This window comes from Peribacillus sp. NPDC006672 (assembly GCF_050274955.1).
In the GTDB taxonomy this organism is placed as follows: domain Bacteria; phylum Bacillota; class Bacilli; order Bacillales; family DSM-1321; genus Peribacillus.
Genome location: NZ_JBNNOR010000003.1, coordinates 1 through 24,306, shown reverse-complemented (window position 1 = coordinate 24,306; position 24,306 = coordinate 1). Strand labels below are relative to the sequence as shown.

Annotated in this window: 20 protein-coding genes, 1 tRNA gene, 1 pseudogene and 1 riboswitch; of the genes and pseudogenes, 11 read left to right on the top strand and 11 right to left on the bottom strand. The window is 41.5% G+C overall.

The window, feature by feature from the left end; all coding sequences use genetic code 11:
* Positions 1–5: 5 nt before the first annotated feature.
* The 3 genes from ACQKKK_RS06000 to ACQKKK_RS05990 all read right to left on the bottom strand — a co-directional run bounded on the left by ACQKKK_RS06000 (position 6) and on the right by ACQKKK_RS05990 (position 3,309).
* Complete coding sequence (locus tag ACQKKK_RS06000; protein ID WP_427614845.1) at positions 6–1,061, bottom strand: FecCD family ABC transporter permease; 1,056 nt, start codon at positions 1,059–1,061, stop codon at positions 6–8.
* The gene (locus tag ACQKKK_RS05995) at positions 1,024–1,995 is read right to left on the bottom strand and encodes an ABC transporter substrate-binding protein (RefSeq protein WP_427615287.1); all 972 of its coding nucleotides are present in this window, start codon (positions 1,993–1,995) and stop codon (positions 1,024–1,026) included. The genes ACQKKK_RS06000 and ACQKKK_RS05995 overlap by 38 nt, the downstream gene beginning before the upstream one ends.
* A gap of 158 nt (positions 1,996–2,153) precedes the next feature.
* Positions 2,154–2,329: riboswitch (cobalamin riboswitch) on the bottom strand.
* An 86-nt stretch (positions 2,330–2,415) separates the two neighbouring features.
* Positions 2,416–3,309: a polysaccharide deacetylase family protein gene (locus ACQKKK_RS05990; RefSeq protein WP_427614844.1), complete on the bottom strand. Its 894-nt coding sequence runs from the start codon at positions 3,307–3,309 to the stop codon at positions 2,416–2,418.
* A 197-nt stretch (positions 3,310–3,506) separates the two neighbouring features.
* On the opposite strand from ACQKKK_RS05990, the gene ACQKKK_RS05985 reads away from it, so the two are divergent.
* The 4 genes from ACQKKK_RS05985 to ACQKKK_RS05970 all read left to right on the top strand — a co-directional run bounded on the left by ACQKKK_RS05985 (position 3,507) and on the right by ACQKKK_RS05970 (position 6,080).
* Positions 3,507–3,580, top strand: a tRNA-Arg gene (locus tag ACQKKK_RS05985).
* A gap of 176 nt (positions 3,581–3,756) precedes the next feature.
* Positions 3,757–4,290, top strand: a complete 534-nt coding sequence (locus tag ACQKKK_RS05980) for a site-specific integrase (protein WP_427614842.1) — start codon at positions 3,757–3,759, stop codon at positions 4,288–4,290.
* Between the two features lie 822 nt (positions 4,291–5,112).
* The gene (locus ACQKKK_RS05975) at positions 5,113–5,700 is read left to right on the top strand and encodes a DUF4352 domain-containing protein (protein WP_427614841.1); all 588 of its coding nucleotides are present in this window, start codon (positions 5,113–5,115) and stop codon (positions 5,698–5,700) included.
* A 68-nt stretch (positions 5,701–5,768) separates the two neighbouring features.
* Positions 5,769–6,080 (top strand): restriction endonuclease, encoded by a 312-nt coding sequence (locus ACQKKK_RS05970; protein WP_427614839.1) that lies wholly within the window; start codon positions 5,769–5,771, stop codon positions 6,078–6,080.
* Positions 6,081–6,269: 189 nt separating this feature from the next.
* Here ACQKKK_RS05970 and ACQKKK_RS05965 read toward each other — a convergent pair.
* Both ACQKKK_RS05965 and ACQKKK_RS05960 read right to left on the bottom strand, forming a co-directional pair.
* Positions 6,270–6,428 (bottom strand): annotated as a pseudogene (locus ACQKKK_RS05965) (ATP-binding protein); the annotation flags it as partial.
* Between the two features lie 379 nt (positions 6,429–6,807).
* On the bottom strand, positions 6,808–8,166 hold the full coding sequence (locus ACQKKK_RS05960; protein WP_427614837.1) for a lytic polysaccharide monooxygenase: 1,359 nt from the start codon (positions 8,164–8,166) through the stop codon (positions 6,808–6,810).
* A 476-nt stretch (positions 8,167–8,642) separates the two neighbouring features.
* On the opposite strand from ACQKKK_RS05960, the gene ACQKKK_RS05955 reads away from it, so the two are divergent.
* Both ACQKKK_RS05955 and ACQKKK_RS05950 read left to right on the top strand, forming a co-directional pair.
* Positions 8,643–9,119 (top strand): GNAT family N-acetyltransferase, encoded by a 477-nt coding sequence (locus tag ACQKKK_RS05955; protein WP_427614835.1) that lies wholly within the window; start codon positions 8,643–8,645, stop codon positions 9,117–9,119.
* Between the two features lie 290 nt (positions 9,120–9,409).
* Positions 9,410–9,577 carry a hypothetical protein gene (locus ACQKKK_RS05950; protein WP_427614833.1) on the top strand — a complete coding sequence of 56 codons (168 nt, stop codon included), beginning with the start codon at positions 9,410–9,412 and terminating at the stop codon, positions 9,575–9,577.
* Positions 9,578–9,784: 207 nt separating this feature from the next.
* Here the strand turns inward: ACQKKK_RS05950 and ACQKKK_RS05945 are convergent, their stop codons facing one another.
* Complete coding sequence (locus tag ACQKKK_RS05945; protein WP_427614832.1) at positions 9,785–11,977, bottom strand: DNA topoisomerase III; 2,193 nt, start codon at positions 11,975–11,977, stop codon at positions 9,785–9,787.
* A gap of 261 nt (positions 11,978–12,238) precedes the next feature.
* On the opposite strand from ACQKKK_RS05945, the gene ACQKKK_RS05940 reads away from it, so the two are divergent.
* On the top strand, positions 12,239–13,789 hold the full coding sequence (locus tag ACQKKK_RS05940) for an ABC-F family ATP-binding cassette domain-containing protein (protein WP_427614830.1): 1,551 nt from the start codon (positions 12,239–12,241) through the stop codon (positions 13,787–13,789).
* A 103-nt stretch (positions 13,790–13,892) separates the two neighbouring features.
* Here the strand turns inward: ACQKKK_RS05940 and ACQKKK_RS05935 are convergent, their stop codons facing one another.
* Genes ACQKKK_RS05935 through ACQKKK_RS05925 form a run of 3 tightly spaced genes read right to left on the bottom strand, consistent with a single transcriptional unit; the run spans position 13,893 to position 17,738 of the window.
* A complete protein-coding gene (locus ACQKKK_RS05935) occupies positions 13,893–15,080 on the bottom strand; it encodes a class I SAM-dependent methyltransferase (RefSeq protein WP_427614829.1) in 1,188 nt (395 codons plus the stop codon).
* 33 nt (positions 15,081–15,113) lie between these two features.
* On the bottom strand, positions 15,114–16,022 hold the full coding sequence (locus ACQKKK_RS05930; protein ID WP_427614828.1) for a phosphotransferase: 909 nt from the start codon (positions 16,020–16,022) through the stop codon (positions 15,114–15,116).
* Between the two features lie 15 nt (positions 16,023–16,037).
* Positions 16,038–17,738 (bottom strand): DEAD/DEAH box helicase, encoded by a 1,701-nt coding sequence (locus ACQKKK_RS05925; protein ID WP_427614826.1) that lies wholly within the window; start codon positions 17,736–17,738, stop codon positions 16,038–16,040.
* A 304-nt stretch (positions 17,739–18,042) separates the two neighbouring features.
* Between ACQKKK_RS05925 and ACQKKK_RS05920 the strand changes: the two genes are divergently transcribed.
* The gene (locus ACQKKK_RS05920; protein ID WP_427614824.1) at positions 18,043–19,335 is read left to right on the top strand and encodes an NCS2 family permease; all 1,293 of its coding nucleotides are present in this window, start codon (positions 18,043–18,045) and stop codon (positions 19,333–19,335) included.
* Positions 19,336–19,432: 97 nt separating this feature from the next.
* Here the strand turns inward: ACQKKK_RS05920 and ACQKKK_RS05915 are convergent, their stop codons facing one another.
* Positions 19,433–19,975, bottom strand: a complete 543-nt coding sequence (locus tag ACQKKK_RS05915) for a hypothetical protein (protein ID WP_427614823.1) — start codon at positions 19,973–19,975, stop codon at positions 19,433–19,435.
* Between the two features lie 8 nt (positions 19,976–19,983).
* Complete coding sequence (locus ACQKKK_RS05910) at positions 19,984–21,177, bottom strand: ParM/StbA family protein (protein WP_427614821.1); 1,194 nt, start codon at positions 21,175–21,177, stop codon at positions 19,984–19,986.
* 365 nt (positions 21,178–21,542) lie between these two features.
* On the opposite strand from ACQKKK_RS05910, the gene ACQKKK_RS05905 reads away from it, so the two are divergent.
* From ACQKKK_RS05905 to ACQKKK_RS05895, 3 genes are all read left to right on the top strand, one after another.
* Positions 21,543–23,063: an FAD-dependent oxidoreductase gene (locus tag ACQKKK_RS05905; protein WP_427614819.1), complete on the top strand. Its 1,521-nt coding sequence runs from the start codon at positions 21,543–21,545 to the stop codon at positions 23,061–23,063.
* A gap of 102 nt (positions 23,064–23,165) precedes the next feature.
* Positions 23,166–23,360 carry a YwbE family protein gene (locus ACQKKK_RS05900; protein WP_053348380.1) on the top strand — a complete coding sequence of 65 codons (195 nt, stop codon included), beginning with the start codon at positions 23,166–23,168 and terminating at the stop codon, positions 23,358–23,360.
* 149 nt (positions 23,361–23,509) lie between these two features.
* On the top strand, positions 23,510–24,169 hold the full coding sequence (locus ACQKKK_RS05895; protein ID WP_427614818.1) for an SIMPL domain-containing protein: 660 nt from the start codon (positions 23,510–23,512) through the stop codon (positions 24,167–24,169).
* Positions 24,170–24,306: the final 137 nt, after the last annotated feature.

Sequence of the window (24,306 nt, the reverse complement as noted above, 5' to 3'; positions counted from 1 at the left end):
CGTTTTTACCCTTCTCTCCGTCTCTTTAATAAAATCAGCGCAAATGCCGGTGCCCCGATAAGTGAGGTGATCACCCCGATTGGCAGTTCCGATGGGGCAATGATCGTTCGTGCCACAAAATCCGCCAATATTAAAAATCCGCTTCCTATCAACAATGACAACGGAAGCAAATGTTTATGGTCAGGTCCCCAAATCTTTCGGACCAAATGAGGAATGACCAATCCTACAAAGCCAATCGCCCCCGAAACGGCAACGGCTGCCCCTGTCAATGTCGAACCGGCTATCAAGATCCACATTTTCCGCCGCTTAACATTCACACCTAAGTGTTTTGCCCGGTCTTCCCCGAAAGTCATTGCATTCAATTCACTTGTATTCATGATCAAGGTCAACGAACCAATGATAAAAAACGGCAAAATGATTGCAATATAATTCCATCCACGCATGGAAACGCTTCCCATCAGCCAGCCGATGATTTGTCTTAATTCATCACCCGTCAGCGCAATCATCAATGAAATGAAGGCACTTAAAAACGAGCTGAAAATGATTCCCGTTAAAATGATCGTTTCCACTTTCATCGATCGATCCATTTTTTTTGCAAAAGTCAGTACGCAGAGCATCGTGAGCACTGAGCATAAGATGCTCAATGCCGGAAGAGTATATAAACCGATGAATGGCAGTGATATATTCAAGAATATTGTCAATACAGCGCCGACCGATGCTCCAGATGAAATACCTAATGTGTAAGGATCAGCGAGCGGGTTCCGGAGCAGTCCCTGAAAAGCCGCACCCGCAATCGCAAGTGATGACCCAACCAAACCCGCAAGCAACACACGCGGCAAGCGGATGTTCATCACGATATTCGTAAGCATCACATCAGAATCAGCAGAAACCGGTAAATGAAAAATCTCCTTGCCGATTATTTGTATAAGTACGGGAATCGGTACTGGCACCGAACCAAAGGAAATGCCTATCGTCATTGCAATTAACAAAAATAACAACGCAATTAAATAAGCAAACGTCCATTTAGTTGTCAAATAGGTTCGGATAGACTGATTTGGCAAGTTCCTCTACTCCCTCTATTAAGCGTGGACCGGAACGGGTCACCAAGTCAGAATGGACATCAAAGACTTGGCCATTCTTAACGGCATTTACATCTTGCCATCCTTTTCGGCCCGTCACTTCACTAACTGGATCTTTCGTATAATAACCATACGTTGTAATGATGACATCAGGATTTGCAGCAATGATCGACTCTTCATCAATTTTTGCCCAACCGTCCAATTCAGCAGCAGCATTATCCGCTGAAATAATATGAAGCATCTCATTCATGAAAGTATTTTTTCCAGGTGTGAATATTTCCGGTGATGGCGAAACCTCAACAAAAACGGTCTTCCTATCCGCTTCCTTAACGGATTTGGCTTTTTCCTGAATATCCTTGAGCTTCATTTTCATATCCGTAACGATTTCTTTTGCCTTATCATGTTCTCCCGTTGCCTGCCCAATCATATCAATAGACTCATAGACTTGGTCAAAGCTTTGTGCATCATTGACTACAAGGACATCTATTCCAGCATCCTTAAGCTGCTTTAAACCCTCATTCGAATTATGGGCACTTGATGCATGGGCAAGAACAAGGTCGGGCTTCAATGAGACAATCAGCTCCGTGTTCATTTCCATTCCGCCAACTTTTTCGATTTTTTTCGTTTCTTCCGGATAATTATCATTGTCGGAAACACCAACGACCTTTTTACCCAAACCAAGTGCAAAGACCACTTCCGTATTACTTGGTATCAACGACACGATTTTCTTCGGTTTTTGTTCTATCGTAACTTTTCCCCCAGTTGCATCTTTAATCGTAATCGGGAAAGCTTTGTGTTGAGCATGATTCGTTTGCTGCTTTTCTTTTCCTTCATCAGTAGCGTCACTGCAGCCAACCATCATGCCTGCAGTAAGCAACATCAACAATATCAGACCAAAAATCTTTTTCATTTTCATTCCCCACAATCTTTTCATTTAATTTCTTCCCACCTAATAATCTCGGAAGATGCCCCCAAAACAAAAAGCACCTCCCGTTAAACGGAAGATGCTTGTATGGCAACAATATAATTACGGACTCTTAGGGTCTGCCACACACCTTCCCATCCGCGTAGGTTACAGGTGTACGAATCTTGGCAGGTCTCCTGGCTCATGGTCATCGTCAACGGCACCTTCCCATATCCCAATACAGTGGTACATAGCCGTCAGCTCCCATATACAGTGGCGGGACCGCGCTGGCATTTCACCAGCTTCCCTTTTAAGTCATTAAGACACCAAATCGTTCATATGTATATAATTTTCACTGCCTTCATTATACACCATGTAAGAATCGATTATTATATGATTTTTCTGAACAAGTTCGAAATGCACCGTCCATCTTCAATGATTTGAAGCATTTTCTATCAGCGACGCGAACCCACCGACTGATAATCCGGGTGAAATCCGAACTCGATGCAGGGCATACATCCCTTGGTCCCTTGAAGCTCCTCCAGGTTCAGTAGTGACGGCCATCTTATAGCCAGCCTCTTCTGAAAGCCTGAGACTCTCTTCATTATAACGACCAACTGGATAGGAAAGCACTGTCGTTTCCTGTTGGAGGATACGATCGAACAGATCCTTTGACTGGACCATTTCCGCTTCTTGCTGCTCTGCCGTCATGCGGTTCAGCTCCAAATGGTTAATCGTATGACTTTCGATTGAAATCCCATTCCCTCTCATCTCAACCATTTGCTTTTCAGTCAGGTGATGACCTTTATCGATGGACTTCCCGATCATGAAGACAGTCGCTTTCATATCATATTCTTTTAGTATAGGGAAAGCGTCCGTGTAGTTATCTGTATAGCCATCATCAAAAGTAAGCCAGACACACTTCTCACTTGGCATCCGATTTTCGGTTAAAACGAGGAATGCTTCTTCAGGGGATAATGTATAGTAACCATTTTCCCGAAGCCAAGCCATTTGCAATCGGAATTCCTCTTTTGGTACCCGAAGATTATTGCCTTCAGAAATGCTATGATACATCAATATTGGAAGCTGTACCGCGGACTCAGCTATTATCCAGTTTCTCGTATCGATTCGTTCAGGATATAATTCTTCCTCCGAATCCTGCCCAGTGTCATTCTCCGCTGCTGCAGCCACTTCAATGTTATCTTCCGTGATCGGCGCAGCCGTCTTTGTGCCTATACCCTCTAAAATCCCTTGTGAGCATGCTGGTAAAATTAAAATCCCCAGCAGCGTCACCATCCATAAAACTTTATTATTCCCCACTATCATTCTCCTAATTTTTTCTAGCATAATAGTACCAGAAAACCAGGAAATAATAAAGTATTCCATTTAATGAAAGGTAAGGAAACACAAGCGCTGGGTTCCCCCTATACGGCTAGATGATTTTTTTTATAATAATTATTGCTATTAACTTGAAAAGTTTGCCTATAAGAAATATAATAAATAAGTCGTCGACTTTTTTATATGTCCCAGTAGCTCAGCAGGATAGAGCGACAGCCTCCTAAGCTGTAGGTCGTAGGTTCGATTCCTATCTGGGACGCTAAAGTTTATAAACCCTGTTATAGTGCGGTTAAAGCCGTTTTATAGCAGGGTTTTTCTTTTGACTTAACTGAAAAAGGCTGCATCACGTATGTCGGATGAAAGCACTTCTGAACATGGGAAACAATGGTGATTCTATTCACTAAAAGTTTTCATTGTTTGGAGGTGCTTTTCTTTTTGGTTAAACACGTTATTAAACAACGTGGTACACAGCTAAAGGAACGGAAATTTTCTAGTAAGACTACAGAAAGTTTCACTATAGAATATACGCTACAGGAAGCATTAGAAGTCTTCCTTCGTGCAAAAGTTGCTGAAGATGTTCGACAGCGAACATTAGGCGAATATGTACGGCACATTAGGTATTTAACGGAATACTTATCTGTTTATCAGCCTACTTTTAAACATGTCAGTGACTTAACGCCTTCATTGATAAGAGATTACATCACTTTTTCAAAGAATAAGAGGGCTTATGCAGGTGATGAACAGCGTGAGAAAACCACTACTTTATCAGTAAATACAATCAATATCAGGTTACGAACATTGCGAACCATGTGTAAATTCTGGTTTGAAGAAGGCATAACACGCGATAATCCAATGAAGAATATCAAGAACCTTAAACAAGATGCTGAAGAAGAAGTAAAGGGTTTTTCAGATGAAGAAGTAACTATGATTTTGAATTACTTTAATGAAGGTAATTATCTATTATGTTAAATCGGTGAATTAGGAATAATTTTTGCTATACCCCTGAGTTTTGGAAAATTTCTCATTTTCCTGCTTATATTAATTATATAGGCTTTAAAAAGTAGAATTCAGGGGGAATATATATGGATTCAGATTTATTACAAATTTTATTAATTATTGCAAGTACTATGGTGGTAACGTCAACAAAGGTAATTGGCACCCAAACTTTTTCCCTAGTTCGTTCATACCCCCTAACACTAACACCTTCATACGGCCTTCCCTATGGCCTGTACAACTGTACTACGTAACGGCATTCGGCACCAGCAAGACTACTATCATAGAGGTATGGACAAGGGGGTAGTTATAAGGTTTTCCCCATACGCCAATCGGTGTACCTATCACCACATAGATATTGACCAACACATATCATTGCACTCAACACGTACAGTAGAGGGTGCTAATATCCTCATGATTAATGAGAGAGAATGATAACGATTAGAGTCAGGAACCTACGTGGGCCGTCGTTAACCTCCCCAAGTAACTAATCTGTAGGAAAGGGTGAAATATCCGAAGGGTACCATAGGGGGACGTGGGTACCTCCATCCGGCCCGGCAGTTGGTTGGAAAATATACACCACGGTTTGCGAAAGCGAACTTACAAATAACTGTGATTTTACACAACCATAAACCGCAGCCGGGCTAATTTTGAGGTATTTTCTAGATAGGGTGTCGTTGAGGTGGACTAATGATCAATAAAAAAAGTAATTACCTTACTATTCAATACAGGGATAGGATGGTATAGTAACATAGTCATAGATACATAAAACTGTATGGTAAAGGGGAAATGAATATTATGAGTAAAGAGAAAAAAGCAAAGAAGCCTATCTATAAAAGATGGTGGTTCTGGGTCTTAGCAATAATCGTGGTTATCAGCATAGCGAACGGTGGGGAAGATGAAGAAACACCGTCTACTAAAAGCACTGACAACAAGGCAACTGAAACAACTTCGACTCCTAAAGAAGAAGCTCCTAAACAACATAATGTTGGGGACACTGTAAAAGTTGGCAAAATCGAGTACGTAGTAAAAGGTGTTTCCGAAACGCAAAAGATCAGTAACGTACTTGGAGACAAAACGACTGAAGGTAAATTCGTAGTAGTTGACATGTCAATTAAGAACACTGATAAAAAGGCACGTATGGCCGACACAACAATGTTCAAAGTAAAAACTTCTGACGGCACTGAATATGATCCTGATGCTGAACTAGACATGTACGTAAATGAGGGTGGAATCGGATTCTTCCTAGAATCTATTAATCCAAATATCTCGAAGTCAGGTAAAGTAGTATTCGAACTTCCTGCTGAAGCTAAAGAGTACAATATCGAAGTATCTAGTGGAGCTGGCTGGTCTGGTGGAGAATACGAGCAAATCAAATTGAAGTAACACCCTGGGAGGCTTCGGCCTTCCTATTTTTTTACATAATTATATCCAATATAAGGAGTATTTCCATCATGTTAGAGGAATTTATGACTGGACCCTACATTTTCATAATAATAATAGGGTTAGTAGCGTGGATTATAAAAGAGGATTTTCGGGCAAAGAAACGTAGGAAAGAATGGGAGAGAAACCTTAGGAACTCAGACATTTACGAAGTAGACCGGATGAAGGGTGCCGACTTTGAAGTGTTTCTCAAATTCCTATTAGAGGTTCACGGGTACCAGGCCCAGGTAACAAAGACCTCCGGTGACTACGGGGCCGACCTGGTTCTTAGGAGTCAGGAGCAAAGTCCCCCAATGAATAAACAAAGCACCTATTTTTATTAAAAAAACAGCTTATTAATCAGTGAGGTATTTAATGTTAGACACCAGTTATAATTTCCGTAGCTATTGCAACCTTTTAAACACGTTCTTTTTCTTCTGTACGATACGTTTATTTAGACTTGGTTATACAAGTGTCAATATCGGTTTACTTTTCCCCATTTTCATCGGAATAAAAATCCCCATTTCTATCGGTTACTCAGTCAAATTGGCAGGGATTATTCCTGCTTTTTTCTTTTCTTTGAGACGATAAGATTCCCCTTTTATATTAAAAGTGACAGAGTGATGAAGGAGACGATCTAGAATCGCTGTGGCTAACACATCATCACCAAATACTTTTCCCCATTCAATAAATGAAATTGCCGATTATAATAGCATTTATAAACAATCCATACCTACTTGTTAGGGAAACTGTAATAAGCAGTACCTCCTAAGCTGTAGGTCGTAGGTTCGATTCCTATCTGGGACGCTAATTAAAAACAGCCAAAACCTTGTTGTATCGAGGTTTTGGCTGTTTTATTTTATTGGTACAGGGTTATTCTTTGCATGATACAGGTGTGTTTGAGAAAAACCTCATGATTCTAACACCATTACAACTTTCTCCTCGGACGTTAGCTTGTCCCAGTACTTTCTCAAATGAATGACTTTTTTTCTTCATTCCTGCGTTTTTTAGTATGTTTATTTTCAGTTTTTTTGCACCAAAATCCTCTTGCTCTCTTAAGTGGTACTTAAATTAAATCTCGTTCCATAACGATAAAGCAAATATCCAGTTTGGATCGCCGTTTCCTTGATAACTTTGAACCGCTTCATAGGTTTTCCCCTGATGTTCTACTCTGTCACCCTTAGTATATGCTTTAAATGAATCCCATTGTTCATAAGATGAGCTCTGCTCTTTTGTAGTTACTGCAAAAGTATCACTTTTAATCGATTCATTTCCTGCTGCATCTACTGCTGTAACTGTGTATTTATATGTTGTATCAGATCTTAAGTTCATGTCCATATATGATGCAATGTCGGATTTGCCGACTACTGTCATTTGTCCACTTGCTGTTTCCCTGTATACTACATAATGGTCAATTCCTATATTGTCTTCTGATGGACTCCACATTAAGTTAACACTAGTTGAGGTTTCCCCCATACTATGCAGTCCTTTTGGCTGAGTTGGCGCTTCCGTATCCAGTACTTCGTTACCTGTCTTTGCAACAACAGTTTCACTTTCTTGAGAAACATTTCCTGCTGCATCCACTGCCTTCACTGTATATGTATATTCCGTATCAGCTTGTAATTTCCGATCTGTAAATGTTGTTCCTGGTACTGTATCAATTACTTTTCCTTCACGTAATACTTGATACTCTTTCACCCCTACGTTATCTGTAGAAGGCTCCCAATTTAATTCCACACTATTTGCTGTAACCTTCACTGCATGTAATTCTTTTGGTTGTGTTGGAGCTTCTGTGTCCGGTTTATCATCATTTATTAAATTAACATCGATAACACTATAGAAAGCATTAGAAGTATTAGCTACATCCCAAACAGCCAAAATCACATGGTATCCATTACGGTCTGTTGGTACGTTAATTTTATGCGATAGATTATTAGATGCTTCAGAACCGTCATGTTGAATATCTCCAATTGGTTCAAGATCAGCACGGGTTAGAGGTTTATTAGAATTCCAACCTTTTTTTGTAATATAATAGTGCCATTTGCTCGTTAAATGCGGTGCGGTGTATTTCCATGTGAAAATATTTTCACCGCCAGTGATTGAATTCTTAAACCAGCGATCAGCTTTTTGTTGATCGAGAATTCCGCCAAACTTACCACCGGCAGAAGCAATCTCACCATCTGCTGGCCCATTTTCCGGAAATCCTTTAGGGGCTTCTAAACTCTGTGGTTCATGCATTATACTTCCACAATTCAAGTTAAGGGCCCCATAAGTTTGACTGCATAACGCAGCTCGGCTACCGGGTTTTTCGACAAATCCATGTGCACTTGCATCCTTAGGCATTAAAGTAGTTCCGATTATGGCTGCGGCCAATATACAAGCGCTAGCTCCTGCTTTTCTTATACTCATTTTTGTAAAGTTATTATTCATCGGCATTGGTCCCCTTTACTATATCCTTGTTACATGATGATCAAATTTTCTATGTGCGAGGATTTTGATGCAAAAAGATAAAAAGCTACATTTTGTCAGGGGAATTTTTAAAGATGCGAAGTCATAGTCTCATCTATTAAAGAAATTCCACTTTCTGCTTTACCTCCCTTTTTTGACTTAAAATTGTAGTTATCATGATATGTATCGGATAAATCTTTGAAATTAAATGGTAAATAATAATTTAAAAACGAACATTCGGTGAACTTTAATTTTAAATTAGCTCTAATTATTCAAAAAGAGATATTCTTTTCCTATTTTGTATATCAATAGCATAATTATAGTGAATTTAGTCGAAGTAATGTCCAATAGTGTTTTTTAAACTTTCTTTAGAGGAGCTTGCCATATTTTTTAAAATTAAGAAGATAACCAGCTTCATAATGGTAATATATAACAGAAAGGAATAGGGGGAGCATTTTATGGAAAAGGTAAATTTCGTTGAGTTAAAGCATTTTTCAGATGAATATTCCGAAAAACTAAATCATTTTGAACTACCTGAAGAACAAGATCTATTTACTGCCTTGCCAAACAAGTTTACAGACGTAGCAAAAGGACAGCATCGAATTGTCATTTTAAGTGATGATGAACCTGTGGGTTTCTTTTTACTGCATTCAACAGATCGCGTAAAAGAATATTCGACTAACCCGAATGCCATGTTGCTGACCGCATTATCAATTGATTATGAGCAGCAGGGAAAAGGCTATGCAAAACAAGGGATGTTCCTACTAGCCCAGTTTGTTAAATTAGAATTTCCTAATTGCGATGAAATTGTATTAGCTGTCAATCATAAGAACATCCCCGCACAAAAACTGTATTTTAGGGTTGGATTTCATGATACGGGTTTGAGAAAGGTTGGAATTATTGGCGAACAATATATTATGAAATTAACCATTTAATTCATATTCATTTTTTTATTTCGATAAATATCTGCAGAAAAATAATGGATATAAATTACACTTTTTTTAAAATAGATGTTTCAACTTGTCCAACCCGGGTATACAAATACTGTAAGACATTCTCACCAAAGGAGATGATGTGCACGATGAGTACAATCAGAAGCCAATGGAACAAAGAGAATGACGCAGCGGTGTTTAGTCCCGGTGATCAGCGTTAGAGTCAATTGAAGAGTTAGATCATAATCAAAAAGGGAATTACTAGTCTTCTCACCCAAAGGAGGATACTGATCATGAGTATTTACAGCCTATGGAATCCAGAGAATGATGAAGCAATTTTCAGTCCTGGTGATCAGCAGCCATTCTGTACGCTTACACTAGTAGATTCGGATAAACACACACACAAAACTGACAAAACACTTGAATATGAATTGCACGGAACCGTACTGAATGAAGTTTAGTCGTAGCCGCGATATATGGAAAGGGATGGAGCGAATGCTCCATCCCTTTCCACTGTCTTTTTTTATGAATTTCACAACTTCATTAAGCGGCAATCTTATTGTCAGGAAAGATGGTCCTGCTGAAGCAGAAAACAACAAGGATTATGCCCACTCTGCCCATAAAAAGAGCCCTCACTATAAAAACTTATAGTGAAGGACCCATTTCTTTTATTTATCGAATTTCAGTTTGGCCAAAGCATCCGCTAATGCAGTATTGATCGGCTCTTCTTTATTTTGCTTTTTCATATAATTGGAGACTTCATTTTTTGATACTTTTTGATTTTTATTTTGCCCTCTTCGTTTATTGTAAGATGAAAGTTTTTCGTGGAAACCGCATTTACATGTGAATGTCTGTGCTTCTCCTTGACCGCGCATTTCCATCTTTTTGTGACATTGTGGACATCTGGCATTTGTTACACGTGAAACACCTTTTTTGTGGCCGCATTCACGATCTTGACAGACAAGCATTTTTCCCTTTTTACTATTTACTTCAAGCATCAGCTTGCCGCAATCAGGACATTTCGTTCCTGACACGTTATCATGCTTGAATTTTTGGTCACTATTTTTGATTTCACGAACGATATTTTTAGCGTAGGTGCGCATATCGCCGATGAAAGCCTGTTTTGGTAGCTTTCCTTTTGCAATTGCTGTTAACTTTTGCTCCCATTGAGCCGTCAGTGCCGGAGATCGTAAGTCTTCAGGTGCCAATTGAAGGAGTTGTTTTCCTTTCGAAGTAACATGAAGACCCTTCCATCTCTTTTCGATCAGGAAGCTATTGAACAGTTTTTCAATTACGTCAGCACGCGTTGCTACAGTCCCAATCCCGCCAGTTTCACCCAAAGTCTTGATGAGTTCTTTGCTTTCCCCTGCCATGAAGCGAGCAGGATTTTCCATTGCCGAAAGAAGCGAGCCTTCATTGAATGGTTCCGGCGGTTTCGTTTCACCCTCTGTTTGTTTCACAGTCGAAATGGTTAAACTGTCACCTTTTTGAACGTTCGGAAGCAGTTGCTCGGCAAGGCCATCTTTAGCCTCTTCCTCATCGAATTGGTGATCATAGACTTCCTTCCAGCCTGATTTCAGGACAACCTTCCCTTTTGCCATGAACGTCTCCTGCCCCATTTTTGCGGTTATGGTCGTTTGCTCATATTCAAAAGGCGGCATCAATACGGCAAGGAACCTTTTAACGACCAGATCATAGATTTTCGATTCTTTGTCGCTCAGTTTTCCTGGCAGTGGCGTTTGCTCAGTGGGGATGATTGCATGATGATCTGATACCTTGCTATCATCCACGAACGATTTATTGGCCTTAATCGGGCTGCGCAGGATCCTCGATGCATACTGGGCATATGGTTTAATGCTGACGGCCTGTAATCTTTCTTTTAGCGTATCAACTAAATCCGTTGATAAAAAGCGTGAATCCGTCCTTGGATACGTCAAGACTTTATGACTTTCATATAAGCGCTGCATGATCGACAACGTCTCTTTCGCCGAATAGCCGAATTTCTTATTGGCGTCCCGTTGAAGTTCCGTTAAATCATATAAAGAAGGGGCAAAACTTTTCTTATGGGCTTTGTTCACTTCCACCACTTCTGCCTTTTTCCCCTTCACGGCTGCTAGAATCTTTTCTGCCTTGGCTTTATCGAATGTGCGTATATCTTTTGTTTGGGCATCTTGCCAGATTAGGCGCAAATTGGATTCTGCATTTGCCGAAACGCCATAATATTTCTTAGGCTGGAATTGTTTTATTTCTTCTTCCTTTTTTGCAATCATCGCAAGTGTCGGCGTTTGGACCCGACCGCAGGATAACTGGGCATTGTGCTTGGTTGTAAGGGCACGCGTCGCGTTCATCCCAACGATCCAGTCCGCTTCCGCTCTGGCCACAGCAGAGGCAAATAGATTTTCATACTCCTTGCCATCCTTCAGCTTTTTAAATCCATCTTTGATCGCTTTATCCGTTACAGAGGAAATCCAAAGCCGCTTGATCGGCTTCTTCACATTCGCTTTTTCGAGAATCCAGCGTGCAACAAGTTCTCCTTCACGGCCTGCATCTGTTGCAATGATGATATCCTTGACATCATTGCGGTTCAATTGTGTTTTAACCGATTGAAATTGCTTGCCCGATTGCTTGATCACGACCAATTTCAAAGAAGGCGGCAACATGGGCAGGTCCTCAAGGCGCCAAGTTTTATATTTTTCATCATAAGTTTCTGGATCTGCATGTGTCACCAAATGACCTAGAGCCCATGTGACGATATACTGATCGCCTTCAAAAAAACCATTACCCTTTCTCCCGCAATTCAGTACTTTTGCTATATCTCTTCCGACCGAAGGTTTCTCGGCCAGTACGACTGTTTTACTCATAGTAAACATCCTTCCCTTTTAAACTGATTTCTCTATTATCTCATATAATTTATGACAGGGCGATAATGCACAGGCATGGCATCTGAAAACAGGACCAACAGGTGTCGATCCTATATCCATCATTTTGATTTTCCTGACAAGGGCTCGCTTGTTACCCAAGGGCATATATGTAAATTAATAGATTAGATAGCAATCCCGCGCAGATTTTAGTATGATGAAACGTAGGGATTTTTTCAAATTAATTGGGAGGTTCAATATAAAATGAGCTTACTTTCTATAGATAAATTAGCACATAGCTTTGGCGACCGCACCTTATTCAAGGATGTTTCCTTCCGCCTGATGGCCGGCGAACATGTTGGTTTGGTAGGGGCAAATGGTGTCGGAAAGTCAACGATGATGAATATCATTACTGGACAGCTTATCCATGATGATGGCCGGGTGGAATGGACACCTGGTGTCGAATATGGATATCTTGATCAACATACGATACTTTCTAAAGGTAAATCGATTCGCGACGTCTTAAGGGATGCATACTTACCTTTATTCGAGCAGGAAAAAGCATTGAATGAAGTAACAGAGAAAATGGGGACAGCCACTCCAGAAGAACTTGAAGAACTCTTGGAACAAATGGGTGAAATCCAGGACAAGCTGGAAGCCGGTGGTTTTTACAATCTGGATATTAAAATTGAAGAAGCGGCACGTGGCTTAGGGTTGGATGCAATCGGATTGGACCGTGACGTTTCTGCCCTAAGCGGTGGACAACGGACAAAAGTTTTACTAGCCAAGTTACTTTTGGAACAGCCTGAAGTACTGCTCCTTGATGAACCGACGAACTACTTGGATGTAGAGCATATCCGCTGGCTGAGCAGCTACCTGAAGGAATATCCTAATGCTTTCTTATTAATTTCGCATGATACCGAGTTCATGAACGGCGTCGTCGACGTCATTTTCCATCTTGAATTTTCAAAACTGACCCGTTACACGGCAACTTATGAAAAATTCCTTGAGCTTGCAGAATTGAATAAAAATCAGCACATCAATGCCTATGAAAAACAGCGTGAATTCATTAAAAAGCAAGAAGATTTCATTGCAAAAAATAAAGCCCGCTACTCAACGACCGGTCGGGCAAAGAGCCGTCAAAAGCAATTGAATCGCATGGAACGTATCGATCGTCCAGAAACTGCAATGAAACCTACCTTTGATTTTAAAGAATCACGTGCGAGCAGCCGTTATGTATTTGAAGGTGAAGATTTGGAAATTGGATATGACCGCCCATTGCTTCCGAAGTTGTCCATGACAATCGAACGGGGAGAAAAAATTGCCGTGGTCGGCTGTAATGGAGTTGGTAAATCCACTCTTTTAAAAACGATTTTGGGTAAAATTGATCCTCTAAGCGGCAAAAGATCACTTGGCGATTTCCTTTTTTCTTCTTATTTTGAACAGGAAGTCAAAGCAGGCAATACGACGCCGATCGATGAAGTATGGAATGCATTTCCGCATCTGGACCAACCACAGGTACGTGCCATTCTTGCCCGTGTCGGTCTGAAAAACGAGCACATTACACGTCCGATGAGCCATTTAAGCGGTGGTGAACAATCAAAAGTGCGTCTGTGTAAACTTATGCTTACTGAAAGCAATTGGCTGTTATTCGATGAACCGACTAACCATTTGGATGTTGTTGCAAAAGAAGAACTGAAACGTGCATTGAAAGAGTATAAAGGAACGATTGTCCTCGTATGCCATGAACCTGACTTCTATGAAGATTGGGTTACCAAAGTATGGGATGTAGAAGAATGGTCGGCCCAAAATTAATTTTTTTAGGGGATGTCGCAGAACGCGGCATCCCCTTTATTATGAAATAAAAAAAGCTGACTGAAAGGCTCATTCAGTCAGCTTTATTTCCCTAACCAGCAGCTTAAACTCGTTCCGCCACCAATGTATATGTTTTCGGAAGTCCAATATCGTGGATTTTATGATTAGGTTCTTCCTCGAGTACTTTAATAACAAGCCCTGATTGACCTATTGACGTTATTAGTTCCCCGATTGTCCATTTACGTTGTACAACTCTTGAAAGGCTCCCTTTTTCCTCATCCGGCATATGCTTGGAAAAAGCGACCTCATTATTTTCGATTGCCGGCGCAAAATAGTTGCCTGTTATCTTATGTTTTTTGCCATTCGAAGTAATGAGCTTTGTTGAAATCGGGTGGAATTCATGCAGTACGAATCGGCCTCCGGGTTTCAACATCCATTTAATTTTTTCAAATAACGGCTGGAGATCAATTAAATAGTGAAGCACGCCAAGCTCCATTAAGACCAAATCCTGATTCCCTGATTCATGTTCCGATGGTAATGAAAGCACATCCGAAACGATATACTCGATGGAGACATTGGCCCCATTTGCCAGCTCATTTGCAAACGTTGCATTTTCCTGGGAAAAATCAACAACTTTCACTTCAGCTCCCAATATGGCCAGGGCAACGGCTTTAACACCGTTCGACCCCATCAAATGTGTAATTTTTTTATTGGTTATGTCCCCCATATATTTATAAAAAGGGTGCAGTCTCCATTTTGGATTTTGCTTGATTTTTGATGCCAGTTCCACGGGATCCCCATAACGATTGACAAGCGCTAAGTAATTATTCTGGTTCCACGCCTGTTCATTTTCCGCTGTGAACCCTTTCTGCTCGGCAGATAAGTAAGCATGAATCTCGGAACTGTACTTTCTCATTTCTTCGTCGTATAAATAACTGTACAACGACCTGCACCATACCTCCAAATCCCCCATTTTTATAGACAAACGATAAGGGTCTGTTTTAATGGTCGTGTTAAACCGGCAGCGGACAGTGACAGAAATCCCCTCGACATCCATTTGAAAGGAGGCAGTCTCAGGACTTTTTTCAGGCTTTGTCGGGGAGTATTCGGAAAAAAGATCTAAAGCCTCATCAAAAAGATCCCATTGGACATCAATGACGATGTTCTTATAATCATCAATATCCACTCCTTGCACGAACAAAGCAGGTCGACCTGTATATTGATAAGGAATATTAGCTTGTTCCAACATGTTCCCCATTAATGTGATTGAATGATAATAACTTGCCTTCATATGAACCTCCTAAACATCAAAAGAGCATTACAATTATTCTTCTATAGCAAATTTCAAACCGGTACTCGTAATGGCTATCAGCTCTTCATCATGGCGGTCAATGCCATATACGAGTAATGTAACAAGCATATATATTGCTCTGAATCTGGCTAAACTCTCCGTTTCTTTTTCGATTTCGCCATAGATTTCAAAAAAGCCTCGGCGCGCTTCTCTTGGGAAATAACTATATAAAAAGGAGAAATCAATGGCAGGGTTTCCGATATGCACATCTCCCCAATCAATGATACCTGTAAGAATGCCTTCGTCATCAAGTAAAACATTCCGGATATGAATGTCTCCGTGAACGAGTGAACTCGGATGCTGAACATCCAACTCGCCTATCCCTCCAACAAAACCCTTAACCGCATAAGCCTGTTCATTGTACCCTAACTTTAATAGCGTTGAGACATTTTCCATTAGTGATTTTTGGCGAAAGGATACATCGAGCCTTCTCAATCCATCAGGCTGTACACCTAAACTCCTAGCCTTATCTACAGGAAAACCGTGAAGGACTTTCAAAAAATGGGCAAATCTTTTTGCCGATTCTATTTTATTTGCAACAGATCCTTCTACAGGTAAATGTCCCTTAACGATTTTATAACCGGTAAAAGGATATGGATAGATGGTACTTGGTTTCCCCAAAAAAATCGGCTCAGGGATATCAAGCGGCAAAGTGCCTGCAATTGAAGGCAAAAGCTGATTCTCCACCTGAATCAACGTAACCGCTATAGGGCGTCGAGGGAAACGGAATACAAATTGCCCATTGATTTGTATGACCGTATTATCGAAACCCTCCCCAAGCTGCTTGATCTCTTTCAACTCAATTTCTGGAAACTGAAGCCTGATCAATTTCCCTGCCAGATCTAAGGAAACTGGATATTCTGCCAACCAAGGCTTTTCCACTCCCGTCTCCTCCCTTTACCGTTTTCTCCCTCTATTGGAACTGCTGCCAGATCCACCTCTAAGACTACTTGGCCCCTGTGTACTAGTAGTTGATCTACGGCTATCTCTTTGACCTCCTCGTGGATTGTCACGCAGTAGTCCACGGCTGTCTTCCGAACGGCTTCCCCGAGGGTTCTCTCGTCTTGGTCCACGGCTGTCTTCCGAGCGGCCACCCCGCGGATTCTCTCGTCTTGGTCCGCGGCTGTCTTCCGAGCGCCCTCCCCGCGGGTTTTCTCGTCTTGGTCCACGGCTGTCTTCCGAGCGCCCTCCCCGCGGGTTCTCACGCTTTGGTCCGCGGCTGTTTTCCACCCGGGCTCCCCGTGAATCTTCACGTTTGGGTCCACGACCGTTTTCCATCCGGCCTCCTCGTGGTTTTTCCCTTTCGATTTCACGATTATCAGTTTGGTTTACAGAACGGTGACTGCCACGATTCGGTCCTCTCGTATCTATCCGTTCCCGATGGCGTCTTCCCCCACCTGTACGCGGTCGACGGGCACTACCTTCAGAAGTATCTTCATATCGTTTCTTTTTATGTCCCACCTCATCAGGTTGGAACATTGTGACTCCTTCAATCGTCTTTCTTTCGATTTTCATGGAGATCCCTTTTTCTATATCGCTTAAAAGCTGAAGATCCTTCGTGGCAATGAAGGTTACAGCCAAGCCATTCTCACCCGCTCGGCCTGTACGGCCAATTCGATGGATGTAACTTTCAGCGTCCTCGGGAACATCATAATTGAATACATGTGTCACGCCTTCTACATCAAGTCCTCGTGCAGCAACGTCCGTTGCCACTAAATACTGAAGCTTGGCATCCCTGAAGTTTTTCATGACGCGTTCCCGCTTTGCCTGTGAAAGGTCCCCATGGAGTTCTTCAGAATTGAATCCGGCTGCTTTTAGGGCATCATTCAAAACTGAAACGCGACGTTTTGTACGGCAAAATATGATCGCCAGGTATGGCTGTTCTTCTTTTATTATGCTAATTAATGACGACTGTTTGGCACGATCGGTCGTCTCGATGACAAGCTGTCTGATTTGTTCGACCGTTACTTGCTCAGCCTTCACAGCGGCGGTTAATGGTTTATCCATGTAGCGCTTAGCCAATTGATGCACTTGTTCAGGCATCGTCGCTGAAAAGAGCAACGTTTGGCGTTCCTCTGGAAGCTGACCCATGATTTCTTCCACTTCTGGTAAAAATCCAATATGTAACATTTGATCCGCTTCATCCAGCACAAGTGTTTGAGTTTGGGAAAGGTCAATGGTGCCCCTTCTTAAATGATCTAATAACCTGCCTGGTGTGGCCACGACCACAGAAATATTTCTTGTCAGCTTTTTCATTTGCTGCTCGACATCCTGTCCTCCATAAACTGCAAGCACCTGAAGCCCTTCGATTTCATTGGCGAATTTTTTCAATTCAGCTGTGATTTGCAAAGCCAATTCTCTGGTTGGCGTGACGATCAGTGATTGTATGTGGGATGCAGCGGGATCGACTTTCTCCAGGATCGGCAGCAAAAACGCCAACGTCTTTCCCGTTCCCGTCTGCGCCTTCGCGATGACATCTCTTCCAGCAAGGATATCCGGTATCGATTTCTCCTGTATGGGGGTGGGGCTAGATATTCCTATTTGCTTTAATATCATGTTAATCGCCGGGCTGACGCCAAGGTCGATGAATTTTGTCATGTATTTGCCTACTTTCTGAATTTCTTCGTTTTATTTACTAGTAAACCAACTTCAGGAAATGGGTTTGCTTCCTTCACTAAAGGTCATTTTCTTAGTCTAAGCTATTTGTTAGTATATCATTATCTATTTTCGAGAAAACCTGTACCTTAAAATTTTTCATGCTATTGTACTTTAGTTATTTTTCTAATATAATTTTATAAGATTTATTATCCATACTATCGAGCTACTTACTTGAAAAAGGGTAAGCATCTTCTCCTTGTAGAATTTTGCAAGGATTTTTTGTATATAAAAAAGGAGTGACCGCATGTTTAAATTAAAAGAACGGAATTCAAATATCAAGACGGAAGTACTTGCGGGGCTTACAACCTTTTTAACACTGGCTTATATCATCGTTGTAAACCCAATGATCCTTTCTGATGCCGGAGTTCCTTTCGACCAGGCATTCACAGCAACCATAATCGCAATAATAGTCGGTACCCTATGCATGGCCCTTTTAGCCAATTACCCAATTATCATAGCGCCAGCCATGGGATTGAATGCTTATTTTGCATACTCGGTACTGGGAACCCATGATATCTCATACACAGTTGCCTTTTCGGCAGTCTTTGTTACCGGTATCATCTTTATTCTTTTATCCCTTACCTCTTTCCGCTCAAAATTGATCGAGGCCATCCCCAATAACTTAAAGCATGCAATCAGTGCCGGAATCGGACTTTTCATCACCTTTATCGGACTTCGCTTGTCAGGCGTCGTAACACAGCATAAATCAAACCTAGTTACCCTTGGAAGCTTCCGGGATCCTAGTGTGGCACTTACATTGGTTGGTCTGGTCATAACGATTGTACTGATCGTTCGTAATGTACAGGGTGCGATATTCATCGGAATGATCGTGACGGCCATAATTGCTTACTTTACAGGGCAATTGAAAATAGATGGACTTGTTTCCACACCTTCATTACCTGAAGGGATAATAGTCGCCAATCCAATCACATCTATCGCGGATGTCATTAACTACGGGCTTTATGGCGTCGTCTTCTCCATTTTGCTTGTGATGTTGTTCGATACGACAGGTGCTTTATTAGGTATTGTTCGTCAAGCTGGATTGTTGAAGAATAATAAGCTTGAAAAATCCGGCAGTGCTTTTTTTGCAGACTCCATCGGCACTACCGTTGGTGCCATGTTCGGTACAAGCCCGACCGCAGCCTCAGTTGAATCTTCAGCTGGGGTAGGAGCAGGCGGCAAGACAGGTTTAACCGCGTTAGTTGTGGCCATCCTTTTCTTAATAACTGCCTTCTTCAGTCCACTGATAGGGGCTGTTTCAGATGTAGCGGCAATCACGGCACCAAGCTTGATCATCGTGGGAAGTATGATGATTAAAAGCATTAATGAAATTGACTGGACACACTTTGACGAGTCATTCCCAGCCTTTTTGGTCATTGTCGCCATGCCGTTAACGTCAAGCATCGCAAACGGGATAGCACTTGGATTCATCGCCTATCCTATTTTAAAAATGGCTAAAGGCAAGTTCCGTGAAGTGCATCCGTTCGTGTACATGTTTGCAGCTCTATTCCTCTATCAACTGATTTTCCTAGCTTGATCATTTCAAGAGGGACCCCTGTGGTTCCTCTTTTTTTTAACCAGCTCTCCAATAAAAAGAAGGATATCCAACTTTTCGTCAGATATCCTCCTATATATTACTGGTTCATTTGATCAAGAAAATCACCTAGGAGATCATCAAGATTTTCCTCTTCCTGTTCTGGTTCTTCCACTTGTTGTTCGGGTACTTCCAAACTCCAATCAAAATCATCCAGATCTTTCTTAGGCAAGTCTTCCTGGACATCCTCAGCTTCCTTCTCTTCAGGCTCGGCCTGCATATACGATTCCTCATTCAATACATGGCTGTTCAATGAGGCAAGCAAGGCCGTAGCGCGTAAAGGATCGGATAATAGGTTGTACATAATCGTTCCAAGCATAGCTTCTGAGTGGGAATGCTTGAGCCAATCACGCTGAGATTTGCTTAGCTTGTTCGGCATGGGCAGGGCAATCATTTCCCGTTCCTGATGGGCTGATTGCCCGACTCCATCGAGAACATACTCGGCAATTTTACTGGAAAAATTTCTTCTTTCCGTTTCCTTCAATTTCTGCAGCTGTCTTAACGTATAATCTGATACATCCGAAGGGATACGAAAAGTGATGGCTTGTCCTCTTTTAATTTCAGAAGAAGCTGTTTTTTTCATTCTCTCACCTATTTAATGGAGCCTGTTCTTTGTTCTTTCTTCTTTTGCTGGGATTGATTCTGTTCCTTTGAATTCCGGCGATTAAAATCCGAAATCAATTTATAATAGGCGTTTGCCATCATCCAAACGCTTTCCCGTTCATCTTCGAAAAAGTCTATATTGTAGCCATCGAAATTTTGATTCAATGTTTTCAAGTAATCTTTCAGGACAATCGATCCCCCGCCTACAAAATAGCAGATTTCCGTTTGTGAATTTTTTTGCCATACATTACGCAGGTGGCGATATTGCTTTTTGGCCAGTTCTCCCAAAATACGGTCAACGATATCATGGACGCTTGTCCGGCTTCCGCGAACCATAATATGATTGCGATCATTTTTCTTCGTGATGATTTCAACGACATCGCGCCTGCTGTCCAACTCGACACCATGTTTCTTCCTGATTTCTTCGCGGATCGATTCAAGGGCTTCAGCTACTCCTAAATTGAACCCTTGCGCCTTGTCATCATCAACTTTACGGTTTTTAATGACCGCGATATCTGTCGATAATCCACCGATATCCTGAATGAGTATTCTTCTATCTATTAATTCACGGTTAATGATATTTAAATCATTATCCATGACTAAATTGATGTATGCTGCGAATCCCTCTGGATAGACCTTCACCTCGTCAAATTTGATATTGACCTTCATGCCTTGGTATTTAGGGGTAATTAAAAATTCCACCTGATGGACGGATCCGAGTAATTTCGAGCGATACCCGACGTCTTTCCCTTCTTTAACCTCGCGAAGAGGCAAGCCCGTTCCAAGTGTATAATTGGCTTCCACAACGTTATTCACTTTTTTGAATTTATCATTGTTCCCCAGTTTGGCAGCGTCTAATGCCAGAGCCGCAAAAAGCATGACTAATGTTTGATCTTCTTCTGATTTACTGCTTCCCAAATCCAGTTCTGTAGGATTATCGCTTTTTGTCGCCAAGTTCCCAACGCGATATATAGCATTATTGTCTTGCAGGGCTGGTGAATGAACTCTAATATGAATCCCTTCCAATGGGTTTTTTTCGTCAAGTTCCTCAATCCCAATGACCGGACGGTCCTCTATGTCTTTTGCAATGACGTTCGGTATATATAGTTCAGACTCTAGCTTTCCAAAAATAGCTTTAATAGCATCATTTCCTACGTCTATTGCTGCGATTCTAGAACTCATCTAAAAACATCTCCTTTTTTATAGAAAAAAATTAAGTGAAGCATTCCCTTTAAGGATAGAAAAAGTTACCACGATAGTCAATCCTTCATTAGTTGCAACTATATTTCTCGAATTGTTTTCAATTTGTTTACAATAGGAACAAATATGTATACACCTTATATATAGCCATGTGTACGTGATTGTAAACATGTTTACTAATTTGTGTACAACACAACTATTTTTGTTTACATGTGTACGCATTTGTAAACAAACCAAATAATGTATTTTTCAAATCTCTTTTTTACAGAAAATAGGCGTATAAACAGCAGATTTGGGCATGGTAATAAATGGACGATTTACTAATGAACTGTTATGGAGGTATTCAAATGACTGATAAAAATACAAACCTTCCTCAATTTCCGGAACCTTATTGGCGCAGTGCGTTAACTTTCCCTTCGTTTTCTAAACTAGATAAAGATATAACCACTGATGTCTTAATAGTTGGCGGCGGAATAACAGGAATCACTTCCGCTTATCTATTGGCTAAACAAGGCATTAAAGTCACACTGATTGACGCAGGCGAAATCCTTACTGGAACGACGGGACACACTACAGCAAAAATCACAGCCCAGCATGGCCTGATTTATGACCAGTTGATCACCGAACATGGAGAAGAGAAGGCCAAACTCTATTATGAAGCGAATGCAGATGGAATGAAATTAATCAAAGACTTGGTAGAAGAACATTCCATTGAATGTAATTTGACTGCACAGGATGCTTATGTTTATGCGAACACCGATGAATATAAAAGCAAAGTCCAAAATGAACTGAAAGCCTATCAGAAACTTGGCATTCGGGGGGATTATGCAGAGAGTATCCCTTTCTCCATTCCTTGTAAAGCTGCTGTGATAATGAAAGATCAAGCTCAGTTTCATCCGTTAAAATATTTAACTGCCCTCATCTCCACGATTCTTGAAGCTGGAGGGACAATCTATGAACGGACAACGGCCATGAAGATTGAAGACGGCGACCCACCGGCCGTTCAAACCGATACTGGACATACAATCAAAAGCAATCAGGTAATCGTTGCCTCCCACTTCCCTTTCAATGATGAAACGGGCTTATACTTTGCCCGTGTTCATGTAAAAAGGTCCTATGTACTTGGAATTAAGACTGAACAGGAATATCCAGGTGGGATGTATTACAGTGCAGACAACCCTACCCGTTCCCTTCGCTATACGGAATTGGACAATGGGGAAAAACTTATACTTGTCGGCGGGGAAGGCCATAAAACAGGCCAGGGAATCTCGACTATCGAGCATTATGAGGCCTTAAAGGACTTCAGTTCCCAATATTTCGATGTGAAGGATATTCCGTATCGCTGGTCGGCACAAGATATTATGTCACCGGATAATATCCCCTTCGTCGGTCCAGTGACATCCAATCATCAAAACGTTCAAATTGCAACCGGTTATGCAAAATGGGGTATGACGAATGGATCGATTGCCGCTAAAATCTTGACTGACCATATTTTACAAAGGGATAACCGGTATGCAGAATTGTATGACCCTTCCCGTTTAAAAGGCTTGAAGAATATGGTTCAAGTTAATGCTGATGTAGCGAAACATTTGATAAAAGGCAAATTGGCCGCCATTCTTAAAACGCCAGAAGACTTAGGCATTGATGAAGGAGCAATCGTGAAGGTCAATGGAGACAAGGCTGGGTGCTACCGTGATCATGATGGCCAGCTGCATATTGTCGATTCCACATGTACCCATATGGGGTGTGAGGTTGCATGGAACAGCGGCGACCGTACCTGGGACTGCCCATGCCATGCCTCCCGTTACTCTATAACTGGGGAAGTTTTAAATGGTCCTGCCGTCGAACCATTGAAAAAAATACGCTAATGGACAATGTTAGTAATAGTCGACTGGGTCCGCCGTTTTCCTTATACTGAAGTTACTGCATGATTGAATGATTGCAAATAACTCTGAAAGGATTGATGAAACATGAACGGTCAAAATCGAAAAGATATTACTCCAGGTACCTCCGTGGACATCGTGCTTAAAGCAGATCAACGCAGCGGAAAACTAACACGTGGAACTGTAAAAGATATTTTAACCAACTCCAGCAGTCACCCTCATGGAATTAAAGTAAGATTGACAGATGGCCAGGTTGGAAGGGTTCAAGTCATTCACAAATAATACGCACTCGGTTCTAGGCCGAGTGTTTTTTTGTACAATTTATTATCGATTTTTTGAAGCCATTGATAAAGAAGAGATAATTCAATCATGTTTCCCGCTCCTACTTCGTACAATAGGGTTGAGATCTTATTAAAAAGGCTGGTGTCAACATGAATCAAGAATATAATGCCCCCGATAGGGATTATTACCGCAATGCTGAACATACATTAAGAGTTTCCGGCTCAGAGACGCTATCTGCTGCTCCGGATCAAGCCATAGTCACCCTTGGAGTCATAACAGAGGATAAGGACCCGCAAAAGGCCCAGCAGGCCAATTCCCAAGCAATCGCGAATGTCATCGCATCGCTTAAATCCGCTGGCATACCCGAAGAGCAATTGAAAACGAGTGATTACAGAATCGATCCACAATATGATTATATCGACGGAAAGGAATTGTTCAAGAACTATAAAGTCCAGCACATGATCCAAGCCCAAACGACCGACATCGAAAAAATAGGCAGCATTATCGACACGGCAGTCAGAAGCGGTGCCAATTCGATCACAAGCATCCGCTTTTCCTTATCCAATCCAGAAGCATACTATAACAGGGCACTTTCGCTCGCTATAAAAAAGGCATACGAAAAGGCACTCTCCATGGCTCGAACAATAGGAATCTCATTGAATCCAATTCCTAATCAAGTTGACGAAGTATCAGAAACCACTACCCCAATCCTTTTCCAAACGAGCACCTTTTCAAAAATGGCATCCACCCCGATCCAGCCTGGAGAATTGAATATCACCGCCTCGGTCAGGGTGGTGTACACGTATTAGTCATTCCATTATCCAATCCATGTTAAAAACCCCCTTGGCAAACCGAGGCTGCTGAAAAACTCACGTTTTTCTAACTAGTACGGTAAATCAAATTAAAAAAAGACGATTCTCATTCGATACTTGAATGGAAATCGTCT

Coding starts and splice junctions, on each gene's coding strand:
- ACQKKK_RS05995 (WP_427615287.1), bottom strand. CDS start 1,995: ATGAAAATGAAAAAGATTTTTGGTCTGATATTGTTGATGTTGCTTACT.
- ACQKKK_RS05990 (WP_427614844.1), bottom strand. CDS start 3,309: ATGATAGTGGGGAATAATAAAGTTTTATGGATGGTGACGCTGCTGGGG.
- ACQKKK_RS05975 (WP_427614841.1), top strand. CDS start 5,113: ATGAGTAAAGAGAAAAAAGCAAAGAAGCCTATCTATAAAAGATGGTGG.
- ACQKKK_RS05970 (WP_427614839.1), top strand. CDS start 5,769: ATGTTAGAGGAATTTATGACTGGACCCTACATTTTCATAATAATAATA.
- ACQKKK_RS05960 (WP_427614837.1), bottom strand. CDS start 8,166: ATGAATAATAACTTTACAAAAATGAGTATAAGAAAAGCAGGAGCTAGC.
- ACQKKK_RS05955 (WP_427614835.1), top strand. CDS start 8,643: ATGGAAAAGGTAAATTTCGTTGAGTTAAAGCATTTTTCAGATGAATAT.
- ACQKKK_RS05950 (WP_427614833.1), top strand. CDS start 9,410: ATGAGTATTTACAGCCTATGGAATCCAGAGAATGATGAAGCAATTTTC.
- ACQKKK_RS05945 (WP_427614832.1), bottom strand. CDS start 11,977: ATGAGTAAAACAGTCGTACTGGCCGAGAAACCTTCGGTCGGAAGAGAT.
- ACQKKK_RS05940 (WP_427614830.1), top strand. CDS start 12,239: ATGAGCTTACTTTCTATAGATAAATTAGCACATAGCTTTGGCGACCGC.
- ACQKKK_RS05935 (WP_427614829.1), bottom strand. CDS start 15,080: ATGAAGGCAAGTTATTATCATTCAATCACATTAATGGGGAACATGTTG.
- ACQKKK_RS05925 (WP_427614826.1), bottom strand. CDS start 17,738: ATGACAAAATTCATCGACCTTGGCGTCAGCCCGGCGATTAACATGATA.
- ACQKKK_RS05920 (WP_427614824.1), top strand. CDS start 18,043: ATGTTTAAATTAAAAGAACGGAATTCAAATATCAAGACGGAAGTACTT.
- ACQKKK_RS05915 (WP_427614823.1), bottom strand. CDS start 19,975: ATGAAAAAAACAGCTTCTTCTGAAATTAAAAGAGGACAAGCCATCACT.
- ACQKKK_RS05910 (WP_427614821.1), bottom strand. CDS start 21,177: ATGAGTTCTAGAATCGCAGCAATAGACGTAGGAAATGATGCTATTAAA.
- ACQKKK_RS05905 (WP_427614819.1), top strand. CDS start 21,543: ATGACTGATAAAAATACAAACCTTCCTCAATTTCCGGAACCTTATTGG.
- ACQKKK_RS05900 (WP_053348380.1), top strand. CDS start 23,166: ATGAACGGTCAAAATCGAAAAGATATTACTCCAGGTACCTCCGTGGAC.
- ACQKKK_RS05895 (WP_427614818.1), top strand. CDS start 23,510: ATGAATCAAGAATATAATGCCCCCGATAGGGATTATTACCGCAATGCT.